Below are 11,998 nucleotides of genomic sequence, written 5' to 3' on the forward strand. Positions count from 1 at the left end.
GCAGAGATATCTGCGGATCTTAGTAGCCGGCCTGCGCATGACGTGCGTTATACGTAGAGCGGAAGAGCTGTTTGAACCGGGAGGGATTTAAAACCATCCTGACTCGACAGACGACAACCTGAACGGCTTTGGATCAGGCTTCCGGAATGTGGGTGGTACCACGGGTGAATGTATATTACAATCTCTCGTCCCTTTGTTTGCTGATAGGAGCAAACAGGGCGAGGGATTTTTTTGTTATTCAAGTTGATTCTCCCTGTACACTGGAACGTAGAGTGTAGAACCAATCTGAAGAAACGAAGTGTTCGCCTTTATCAACGGATTTTAAACATTTGTAAAGTTAGATCAGGAAAATCCGGGGATAACTGCGATCGGAAGATGGTACTACAATCGGAGTGGCTAAGTGTACATTTAGAATTAACGTTTACAGAGAAAATCAATGCTGGAGGGATACAGATGGCTTTTCAGAAACCAACAGGAACACAGGACCTGCTGCCCGGTGTAGTCGAGAAATGGCAGTACGTCGAAGAAAAAGCACGTGACCTGTGCCGTCGTTTTAATTACCGCGAGATTCGCACACCCATCTTCGAGCAGACTTCCTTGTTTGTGCGTGGAGTAGGGGAAACGACAGATATCGTAGAGAAAGAAATGTACACCTTTGATGATAAAGGTAATCGCAGTATGACACTTCGGCCGGAAGGCACGGCAGGTGTAGTCCGCGCTTATGTGGAGAACAAGCTGTACGGCGAGCCGGATGTGAGCAAACTGTATTACATTGGACCGATGTTCCGATATGAACGTCCGCAAGCAGGTCGCCAGCGTCAATTCCACCAGTTCGGCGTTGAGGCTCTGGGTGCGGTAGATCCGGCAATTGATGCCGAGGTCATTGCACTGGGGTACCAGCTTTGTGTCGAGCTTGGCCTGAAGGATGTCAAGGTGGAGATCAATTCGGTGGGTAATGCCAAGAGCCGTGCGGAATACCGTGAGACTTTGCTTGGTTTCCTGAGACCGATGAAGGACAGCCTGTGCAAGGATTGCCAATCCCGTATGGAGCGTAATCCGCTGCGTGTACTGGATTGCAAGGTAGACCAAGATAAATTCGTTGGAGCGCCGTCCATTCTGGACAGTCTTGATGAAGAATCACTCAGTCATTTTGCCAAGTTGCAGGCGTATCTGGATGATTTCGGAGTAGACTACGCGGTGAACAACCGTCTGGTGCGTGGGCTGGATTATTACACCCTGACCGCTTTTGAGCTTAAAGCACAAGGCATCGGGGCGATTGATACCGTCGGCGGCGGCGGAAGATACAACGGTCTTGTCGGTGATATCGGCGGGCCAGACCAGCCAGGCATCGGCTTTGGTATCGGACTGGAGCGTATCCAGCTGATTCTGGAGCACCAGAACATTGAAGTTACAACACTGGCTCCGCTGGATGTGTACTTTGTTGCTCTGGGCGAGGCGGCGGATCGGGAAGTGAACCGACTGCTCTTCAAGCTTCGTCAATCCGGGCTGTCCGGTGAACGCGATTATCTGGGTCGTAAGATGAAAGCTCAGATGAAGTCGGCGGATCGTTTCAAAGCACGCTACACAGCGATTCTTGGAGATGACGAGCTGGAGCGCGGCGAGATCGCATTGAAAGCGATGGATACAGGGGAACAGCAGACGGTAAAGCTGGATGATCTGGTCGCTGCGGTACGCGGGAACCAATAAATGTTGAATTAACCGGGATGTGCAAGTAAGGTCTGAGCCTGCCTGAACAGAACGGAAATATATATAATGAGGAGTTTGATTATGAAAAGAAGTCATCATTGCGGCGCATTAACTAACGCACACATCGGTGAAACCGTAACATTGAACGGCTGGGTACAGACCCGCCGTGACCTGGGGGGCGTACTTTTTATCGATCTGCGTGACCGCAGCGGCATTGTACAAGTCGTTTTCAACCCTGCTTATTCTGGTGAAGCTCTGCAGATTGCAGATCGCGTACGCAGCGAGTATGTCATCGCTGTAACGGGTAAAGTGGTTAAACGTGATCCAGAGACGGTGAACAAAAACCTGCCAACAGGTGAAATTGAAGTTCAAATTACAGAAATCGAAGTGCTGAATGCAGCCAAAACTCCTCCCTTCTTCATTGAAGATGGGGTTGAGGTCGATGAGTCCCTGCGTTTGAAATATCGTTACCTGGACCTGCGTCGTCCGGAAATGTTTGAAACATTGAAGCTGCGCTCCAAAGCGTCCAAAGTATTCCGTGACTTCCTGGATGGAGAAGAGTTTGTTGAGGTAGAAACACCCATCCTGACAAAGAGCTCCCCGGAAGGTGCACGTGACTATCTCGTACCAAGCCGTGTGCATGAAGGTGAATTTTTCGCTCTGCCACAGTCTCCGCAAATCTACAAACAATTGTTGATGGTCGGCGGACTTGAGCGTTACTACCAGATTGCTCGCTGCTTCCGTGACGAGGACCTGCGTGCAGACCGTCAGCCTGAGTTCACTCAGGTCGACATCGAGACGTCCTTCTTGCAACAGGATGACCTGCTGCCAATGATGGAACAGTTGATGGCGAAATTGCTGCGTGAAACAAAAGGCATTGAGCTGGAATTGCCATTCCAACGGATTACGTATGCTGATGCCATGGGCAAATACGGTTCCGACAAGCCGGATCTGCGTTTTGGCATGGAGCTGGTGGAAATGAACGATATCGTAGCAAGCAGCGGCGTGAAAGTATTTGCTTCCGTCATCGAAAAAGGTGGAGAAGTGAAAGTGCTGAACGCCAAAGGTTGCGGCACATGGAGCCGTAAAGAGATCGATGATCTCGGACCATTCGCTGCCCGTTACGGTGCCAAAGGTCTCGCTTGGATTCAAGTGAAAGACGGCGAATTCAAAGGGCCAATCGTGAAGTTCTTTACACCGGAAGAGATTGAAGCTGTAAAAGAACGTACTGGCGCTGAAGAAGGCGACTTGCTGCTCTTCTCTGCGGACAACAAAAAAGTGGTTGCTGATGTTCTCGGAGCTTTGCGTCTGAAAATCGGACGTCAACTCGGCCTGATTGATGACAGCAAATTCAAGTTTGCCTGGGTTGTGGACTTCCCGCTGCTCGGCTATGATGAAGAAGCGAAACGTTATGTGGCAGAACATCATCCGTTCACACGTCCAAAAGACGAAGATGTACATTTGTTCGACACTGATCCGGGTGCAATCCGTGCTCAAGCCTATGACCTTGTGCTGAATGGCTATGAAGTCGGCGGCGGTTCGATGCGTATCTACAAACGTGATGTACAGGAAAAAATGTTTGCTGCGCTTGGACTTACACCAGAAGTAGCCAACGACAAATTCGGTTATCTGCTCGAAGCATTCGAATATGGTACACCACCACATGGCGGTATTGCCTTTGGTCTGGACCGTCTCGTGATGCTGCTGGCAGGACGCACAAATCTGCGTGAAACGATTGCCTTCCCGAAAACGGCAAGTGCAACGGATCTGCTGATGAATGCACCTTCCGAAGTGGATGGATCACAGCTGGAACAACTTCACATCCGTGTGGCACGTAAACCGGTCGCGGAAAAGAAATAAAGGAGGCATCGATTCTTAATGCTCCATCAATTTTCAAGAACAGAGCTTGCGATCGGACCTGAAGGTCTGGATAAGCTCAAAAATAGTACGGTAGCTGTCCTCGGCATCGGCGGTGTGGGCGGTATTGCTGTAGAAGCACTTGCCCGCAGCGGTGTTGGCCGAATCATCCTGATTGACAAAGACGTGGTGGATATCACCAACATCAATCGTCAGATTCATGCACTTACCACCACTGTAGGTCAGAAAAAAGCCGACCTGATGGTAGAACGCGTAAAACTGATCAATCCGGAATGTGACGCGATTGCGCTGAACATGTTTTATACCGAGGAAACGTATGAGGAACTGTTCAAGTACGAACTGGACTATGTGCTTGATGCTTCTGACACAATTATCTATAAAGTGCATCTCATCAAAGAGTGCCTGAAACGCAAAATTCCGGTCATCTCCAGCATGGGCGCTGCCAATAAAATGGACCCGACGAAGTTCCAGGTTGCGGATATTTCAAAAACGTCGATGGACCCTATTGCCCGTGTGGTACGCACCAAGCTGCGTAAAGACGGTATTAAAAAAGGCGTTAAGGTGGTCTTTTCCACCGAGGAGCCGCTCAAGCCGCGTGCAGACGTGACACAGAAAATTGTGCCTGAGAATGCACCGGAGATTCGTAAAGCGAAGCAGCCACCTGCGAGCAATGCCTTTGTTCCACCGGTAGCCGGGTTGATTATGGTCAGTGTAGCTGTCAAAGACCTGCTTGCAAAAGCGGAGAAATCAGAGGCTTAAGGTGAATCCTGCTCGTTAGCAGATTAGCTTCGTTCAATGTTTGCCCATCCAGCGCGGGTGCCATGTGCACCTGCGCTTTTTGGTGTTTTTCTACGGCATGTACTTCCCCGCGAAAACGGTGTATGATAGGCTGTGGTGCGCTGCGCGATGATACATACATAATGATTTGTGGCATATAGGTTCAACTTAACTTTTTACACGAGAACGGAGTGGCAAGTGTAAACATTTTTTAGTTGAATTTATAAATAGAGAGAGGGGAACAGAAGAATGAAACACGGATGGATGTCCAGGCAGCTGGGCATGACGCCAGAAGATCAGTGGAAAAAGGAGATTGTGGCGGGGGCCATTTCCTATTTTGCTGTCGTTTATATTGTGATGGTCAATGCAACCATTCTTTCTGATGCCGGAATGCCGCTGCAGGCAGCGATGGTGGGCACACTGCTCACGTCCATTGCCGGATGTCTGCTGATGGCGTTTGGCGGTAAATCACCTATTGTGGTGGTACCCGGCATGGGGATCAATGCGTTCTTCACATATACACTTGTGCACTCGATGAAGCTGACATGGCAGGAAGCGCTTGCTGTGGTGGCTGTTACGGGTGTACTGTTTGCTATTGTTGCCTTTACATCGTTGTATAGAATAATCAGCGAGGCAATTCCTAAAAATCTGCAGCACGGCATTACCGTAGGGATTGGACTATTTCTAACCTTTATCGGACTGCAAAAGAGTGGCATTGTCATCGCCCACCAGACCACCTTTGTTGCGATTGGGCATTTCAACGATCCGAATGTGATCACAGCCTGTGTAACCCTTGTACTGGCAGTTATTTTATTCATACGCAATGTGCAGGGCGGGCTGCTCATCAGTATTTTGATCGGGACAGGGCTTGCCTACCTGCTCGGAGCAGTACATCCCGGTGAACCGGTATCCGCGCTGGATGCATTGCGTCAATACGGTGGCTTGTTCGGTCAACTGTCTCTGATGAAGCTGGCAGATATTGCGTTCTGGATTGCTGTATTTCTGCTGTTATTGATTGTTGTGTTTGAAAATATCGGACTGATTACGGCCCAGACCAACATGATTGATCGTCCGGCACGTTTCAAGGGCAGCCTGCGTGCGTTATCGATCAGCACGGTGCTGGCAGGCATTTTCGGCAGCAGTCCGCCAGTGGCGGCAGCCGAGACAACAGCAGGCATTGCTGCAGGCGGCCGTACAGGTTTAACCCCGCTTGTGACAGCTGTGCTGTTCGGAGCGACTTTTTTCTTCATTCCGCTGCTTGGTTATATTCCCGACAGTGCGATTGCACCTATTTTGATCATCATCGGCGGTTTGATGGTACAGGGCGTGAAGGATATGGATTTCAGTGATTTTACCGAAGCGTTTCCAGCATTTCTGATTATGGTGATGATTCCTTTTACATACAGCATTGTGGATGGCATGGCGTTTGGATTTATTGCCTATCCGCTGGCAAAGCTGGCTGCGGGGAAAGGGAAAGAAGTGCCTGTCGTGATGTACGGCATCTCGATCCTGTTTCTGGCGAACTTTGTGCTGCATGGTGTTCTGTAAAACGAAGGTGAACTGATCAAGAGCAGGAGGAACGGATAATGGAAGAGCAGGAGGCACGGGGAATGGAAGAACAGCAGCAGTTGGAGTCTGATTCAAACGAGCCCAAAGTAGGGAAGAAAGGATTCAAGGATTTCGTCAAGCTCATTGCTTCCACGAATCCACCGAAACTGGTTCTGATTGTGGCTCTCATCCTGACATTGATTCAAACGACAGCAGGATTAATCGTTCCCTTGATGACCAAAGGTCTCATTGATGGGCTGACCACATCAGCGCTGAACAAAACGGTTATTTTTCTGTTACTCGGAGCTTTTGTCATTCAAGCCATCGCTTCGGGTATCAGTATCTACATGTTGAATTATGCGGGTCAGCGCGTTGTAGCTACGCTCCGCACCAAGCTGTGGAACAAAGTATTATCGCTGCGTATGCCTTATTTTGACCGCAACCGTACCGGGGACACGATGAGCCGGATTACGAATGATACAAGCCAGATTATGACCCTGATTGCGGATTATCTGGTTTCATTTGTTTCCAACATCGTTGCTGTGATCGGAGGTGTGGCGCTTCTATTTTATCTGGATTGGGTGATGTCACTCATCATTCTGAGTCTGGTGCCGTTGACCATGCTGATTCTCATGCCCGTGGGTCGGAAAATGTACAAAATCTCCAAAAAACAACAGGATGAGATGGCCGGGCTTACCTCCGTGTTGAGTCAGGTCATTGGTGAAATTCGACTGGTCAAAGCATATGGAACCGAGAAGCAGGAAGCAGAAGCGGGAGATTCCCGCATTCGCAAAATGTTTGCGTTTGGCTTACAGGAAGCGCGTATTCTGGCGCTGATTGGTCCCTTGTTTACTTTTGTCATGACGGCTGTGTTGGTTGTTATCCTTGGTGTTGGTGGGATGCGTGTAGCTTCCGGCCTGCTGTCGCCAGGGGAGTTAGTTGCATTCATTCTGCTGCTTTTCCAGGTCATTATGCCGATGGGACAGTTCACGACCTTATATTCACGTTTGCAAAAAGTAGTCGGTGCCACCGAGCGTATTCAAGCTATACTTGCGGATGACGTAGAACCGGATCACAGTACCAAGCAGGCTCCTCGCGGGAATGATACGATCACATTTCACAATGTACATTTTTCCTACGTTACAGGGGAAGAGGTGCTGCACGGTATTAACTTGACCGTTCCGACCCGGAAGGTGACAGCGATTGTTGGTCCGAGCGGCAGTGGCAAATCCACGCTTTTCTCGCTGGTGGAGCAGTTCTATCTGCCAGATTCGGGCTACATCTCCTATGGGGGAGAAGCGATCAGCGAGTATTCCCTCGCTTCCTGGCGTAATAAGATCGGGTATGTATCACAGGAAAGTCCGTTGATGGCGGGTACGATCAAAGACAACATTACCTACGGTTTAGACCGTGAGGTGACGATGGAGGAGATCAGAAGAGCGGCAGAAATGGCATATTCGGCGGACTTTATTGACAAGCTGCCGCAAGGCTATGATACGGAAGTGGGCGAACGCGGCATCAAGTTATCCGGCGGGCAGCGTCAGCGAATTGCTATTGCTCGTGCGCTGCTGCGCAGCCCGGACATTCTGATGCTGGATGAAGCGACCTCCAGCCTGGATAGCACCTCGGAGTACGAAGTGCAGCAGGCATTGTCCAATCTGATGGAGGGCAGAACGACCATCGTTATTGCACATCGATTATCTACGGTGGTGGACTCCGATCAGATTGTCGTGCTGGAGCACGGGCATGTTACCGGCACAGGAACTCACACAGAGTTGATCAGCACTCATCCGGTGTATCGTGAACTGGCGCAAAAGCAGTTTGTGGCACAGGATGGAGAAAACTAGCATATGGATTGGATTAAGCCTGATTATTATAGATCTCAATAATATCAAGCAGCTGCTTCTCATCGAGAAACCGTTGATCTTTCGCTCGTGCAGCATTTTGCATAGGCGGGGGCACGGTTTTTCTTGTTAAGTGATGTTACTGTAGCTTTTTCCCTTTTTATGTGATATAGTAGGTATCCTTTTGCGTTGTCAGAGATTGACGATGCAGAACAAAACATATATTTCTTAGGAGGTAACTGAAACATGAAAGACAGCTTTCAAAGTGCCTATCAAGAAGAAGAGTACAGGTTAGAGCGAACGATGGAAGAAGTGGATCGCCAGCTGGAACGGCTGCGGAATTTCCCGGTGTACACCGGCCACGACTTTACGGAACAAGTGCTGGAAGCCGGACGCGAAGAACGCCGTCAAGCCTTGTCCAAGAGCGCGCAGCAACCCTATTTCGGACGCTTGGATTTCGAAGAGCAGGGCAGCGGGGAACGGAAACCGCTGTACATTGGCAAAATCGGTGTGGATCGCGAAGAGGTGGGAGAGCATCCGCTCGTCATTGATTGGCGGGCTCCGGTTGCAAGTTTGTTTTACTCCTTCACAGGAGGCGAGGCCTCCGCAACGTATGAGGCCCCGGAAGGTCTGATCGAAGGTCTGGTGTATTTGAAACGAAATGTGGTGATTCGTCAGCGCATACTGGAACGGGTGGCAGATACATATAACCGGGACAGTGACCAGCCCGCGGTATCTGACGAATTCCTTGTATACCGCCTTGGCGAAAACAAGGATAACAAGCTGCGGGATATCGTGTCCACGATTCAGGCCGAGCAGGATCAGATCATTCGGGCGGCGAGAAACACCGCGTTGATCATCCAGGGGGTTGCCGGATCTGGGAAAACCACGGTTGCCCTGCATCGTCTTGCTTTTTTGCTGTACCAGTATAAAGAGCAGGTATCAGCCGAGAAAATGGTTATTTTTGCACCCAACCATATGTTCCTCGATTACATCTCGGATGTACTGCCAGAGCTCGGTGTAGGTGATATTCAGCAGCGCACCTTCCCGGATTGGGCGATGAATCTGCTCGGACTGAATATGCCGCTTGCGGATACGTCAGAGACGCTGCATACGTGGTTTGAAACGCCTGCGGCACGACCTGAACTGAATGATGAGGTTCCGGGACGTTTCAAAGGTTCGATTCGTTTCATGGAGCTGATTCGGGAATGGTTATCCGGGATGGAAGCGGAATCCGTGCCGGATGTTGATTTCAGTCCGTGGGACGGTGCAGTGCTCGGCAAACAGGAGATCGAGAACTGGTTTGGCACGGAATACAAACATTATCCACTGGCGAAGCGCAAAGAGCGTGTTATGGCACGTATTCATCGCTGGATTGAGATGGAATTGAAAAAGCCGATGTCTGAAACGGTGCGTAAAGAACGCAAGAAAAAAGCAGCGACTCGCGAGAAGGCATACGCTAAAAAATGGCCTGAATACAATCCGCTGACGCTGTACAAACAGCTGTTCAAGACCGTGAAAGGCGGGGCTGTGCCTGCATCGCTGAGTGCATTGATTCCGAAAGCCGTGATGAAACAGACGGGAGCCGACCTGAAGCAGGACGTCATTCGGGAAGAGGATTTGCCTGCACTTGTATATATTCATACACTTGTGAATGATATTGAAGGGTCACAGCGATTTGACCATGTTGTCATCGATGAAGCACAGGATTTCTCACCATTTCATGTGGCACTGCTGGATCAGTTCGTGAAAGGGCATTCCTTCACCATTCTGGGTGATTTGTCTCAAGGCATTCATGAATATCGCGGTGTGCACGCATGGGAAGAGATGAGCTCACTGTTTCCAGAGGAGCAGAATGCGTATTTTGCCTTAACCCGAAGCTATCGTTCCACGATGGAAATCATTGACTATGCCAATACGATTCTGGAGCAGGGTGTGAAGAGTGGCATTACGGCAATCCCGGTGTTTCGTAGTGGTGATCCGGTTCGCACGCTTGCTTATGGAAGCGAAGGACGAACACGCAGTCTGGAGCGTGCCCTGAAGATGCTGACGACCAAAGACTATCGGACGGTTTCTATTCTGACGAGAACACTGCATGAAGCCGAAGAGCTTCATCGGGAGCTGCAGTCGGCGGGCTGGGAGTTGAATCTGATTGACGGTGGCAAAAAGCAGTACAGCGGCGGACATTCCATTTTACCAGTTTATCTGTCCAAAGGTCTGGAATTCGATGCAGCAATTGTCGCTGATGTGGATCAGCAGCATTATATGCCGGGTGCCGGTGATGCCAAACTGCTTTACGTCGGCTGTACACGGGCTTTGCATGAATTGTGGTTATTCCATGATGGCAATATGCCCGAGTATGCTGCGGCAACGCATAATCCCGAAGGCGAGCAGGTTACGATCCAGGGTTGGCCGGACGAAAACGTATCCTAGCATTAGCGGCTGCCAAAGTTCGTATAACGTATAGATTAAAAGGCATGACGTACAGGGAATTGTCCCGAACGCATGCCTTTTTTACTTTTTTTAATATAAAAAGGATTACAACGATGACGGAGAGTGACGGTTCACCAGATAGATGCCGACTCCAATCAGTATACCTCCAGCCCCGACAAACCATTGAATTTGTTCCCCTAACATTACCCAGCTCGATAATACGCCGAAAAACGGGGCGAGAAACAGATAGGAACTGGTTTGGGCAGGGTCACTGTTCTGTAATAAATAAAACCAGAGCGAAAACTGCACGATGGAGCAGATCAGCGTCAGATAGAACAGAGACAGGATAGAAATGGCCGTAACTGTAAAATGAGGCTGCTCCACCCACAGACTTAGCAGAAGTAAAACGAACCCTCCCGCGAGCATCTGATATGCCGTAAGCACAAAGGTATCAAAATACATGCCCCAACGTTTAATCAGCAGTGTGGAAACAGCAAAGGAAATTGCACCGCCCAAACCGATCCACGTTCCAGGGGTGAAGCTCATATGCAAGCCAAAAGTAAGTAAAATGCCAGCAAACCCCACAACCACGCCGATCCATTGGCTTAAACGATAGGTGATGCCATACAGCAATGCACTGAAAACAATGACGATGAGCGGATTCGTAAACGTAATGATCGCTGATTCACTGGAAGAAATCCAGTTCATGCTGTAATAGGCACAGCCCATCACTCCGGCCGATTGAAACAGTCCGATTAGCATGATTTTAACCCATGCCTGCCACCTCCGTGGTAAAGGACGCTTGCGCAGCACCAGGGCCATCAAACCACCCGCCAGAATGTAGCGTAGTCCCATGAGAAGAAATGGCGGTGCATACGCCATACCTATTTTCCCCACAGGAAAAGAAGTTCCCATGATAAGTGTGGTTATGATAATCAATAGAGTATATTTTACCGGATTGAGAAAAGAGGGTTCCCGGGCCGCTACGGTTGAATTGCGGTTTATGGTGCTCATAACGTTTGTCCGCCATCTACCGTAATGAGCTGTCCTGTCATCAATGGCTGCTCAAGGGCAGCACAGATCATATGGGCGATATCCACGGGTGAAGCGATTCGCTTCAGCAGTAATTGTCCGCCGAGCTGATGCATTCGTTCCTCATTGCCAGCCCACCAGCGAGTTGCAACCGCTCCGGGAATGATCGCATTTACCCGAATATGAGGAGAGAGGGCGTGGGCCAGAGATAAAGTCAAGCCATGGACTGCTGCTTTGGATACAGCATATGGAAGTGATGAGCCCTTGCCAGTGCTGCCTGCAATACTGCCCAGATTAACGATGGCCCCTCCACCAGCATGAATCATGCCTTCGGTTACAGCACGAGCGCAGTGAAACATGCCTTTCACATTAACATCAAGGAGTTCGTTCCAAACCTCATCCGTCACCATTTCGAGGTCTTCTAAAGGGATATGATAGGTTATTCCGGCGCTGTTCACCAGATCCGTAACGGGGCCAACCGTTTCAGCGATCTCTCTAACCATTCGGCGTACTTCCGCATCACTAGCAACATTGGCTTGAATGGAAAAGGCTTGACCACCTTGATTCAGGATGTGCTGCACAGTTTCTTCGGCAGCCAGCTTGGAGCGAGAGTAATTCAGGGCAACCGTTGCCCCCCGTTCCGCAAGCATGATAGCGACAGCCCGGCCAATGCCTGTTCCTCCCCCTGTAATTAAAACGATTCGATCTGCCCAGTATGTCATGTCGAACACTCCTTTCTGAATTCATTGTAGTGTGCTTTGTGTATGGAGTATAATGAT

8 protein-coding genes are annotated in these 11,998 nt (G+C 49.7%); 6 read left to right on the forward strand and 2 right to left on the reverse strand.

Annotated features, from left to right (window positions below; all coding sequences use genetic code 11):
• Positions 1-453: 453 nt before the first annotated feature.
• From hisS to HNR77_RS14980, 6 genes are all read left to right on the forward strand, one after another.
• Positions 454-1,707: a histidine--tRNA ligase gene (hisS, locus tag HNR77_RS14955; RefSeq protein WP_145406692.1), complete on the forward strand. Its 1,254-nt coding sequence runs from the start codon at positions 454-456 to the stop codon at positions 1,705-1,707.
• Between the two features lie 81 nt (positions 1,708-1,788).
• The gene (aspS, locus tag HNR77_RS14960; protein ID WP_184185716.1) at positions 1,789-3,567 is read left to right on the forward strand and encodes an aspartate--tRNA ligase; all 1,779 of its coding nucleotides are present in this window, start codon (positions 1,789-1,791) and stop codon (positions 3,565-3,567) included.
• A gap of 18 nt (positions 3,568-3,585) precedes the next feature.
• Positions 3,586-4,344 carry a tRNA threonylcarbamoyladenosine dehydratase gene (locus HNR77_RS14965; RefSeq protein ID WP_184185718.1) on the forward strand — a complete coding sequence of 253 codons (759 nt, stop codon included), beginning with the start codon at positions 3,586-3,588 and terminating at the stop codon, positions 4,342-4,344.
• Positions 4,345-4,611: 267 nt separating this feature from the next.
• Positions 4,612-5,910 (forward strand): NCS2 family permease, encoded by a 1,299-nt coding sequence (locus HNR77_RS14970; RefSeq protein ID WP_184185721.1) that lies wholly within the window; start codon positions 4,612-4,614, stop codon positions 5,908-5,910.
• 62 nt (positions 5,911-5,972) lie between these two features.
• Positions 5,973-7,757, forward strand: coding sequence for an ABC transporter ATP-binding protein (locus HNR77_RS14975; RefSeq protein ID WP_397366904.1), 1,785 nt, complete (start codon positions 5,973-5,975; stop codon positions 7,755-7,757).
• Between the two features lie 243 nt (positions 7,758-8,000).
• Complete coding sequence (locus HNR77_RS14980; RefSeq protein WP_184185727.1) at positions 8,001-10,187, forward strand: HelD family protein; 2,187 nt, start codon at positions 8,001-8,003, stop codon at positions 10,185-10,187.
• A gap of 105 nt (positions 10,188-10,292) precedes the next feature.
• Here HNR77_RS14980 and HNR77_RS14985 read toward each other — a convergent pair whose 3' ends face one another.
• The gene (locus HNR77_RS14985) at positions 10,293-11,201 is read right to left on the reverse strand and encodes a DMT family transporter (RefSeq protein WP_184185730.1); all 909 of its coding nucleotides are present in this window, start codon (positions 11,199-11,201) and stop codon (positions 10,293-10,295) included.
• Positions 11,198-11,941, reverse strand: coding sequence for an SDR family NAD(P)-dependent oxidoreductase (locus tag HNR77_RS14990; RefSeq protein ID WP_184185732.1), 744 nt, complete (start codon positions 11,939-11,941; stop codon positions 11,198-11,200). Before HNR77_RS14990 ends, HNR77_RS14985 begins: the two co-directional genes overlap by 4 nt.
• Positions 11,942-11,998: the final 57 nt, after the last annotated feature.

Origin of the sequence: Paenibacillus sp. JGP012, from assembly GCF_014203995.1 — a bacterium.
Classification (GTDB): Bacteria; Bacillota; Bacilli; order Paenibacillales; family Paenibacillaceae; genus Paenibacillus; species Paenibacillus silvae.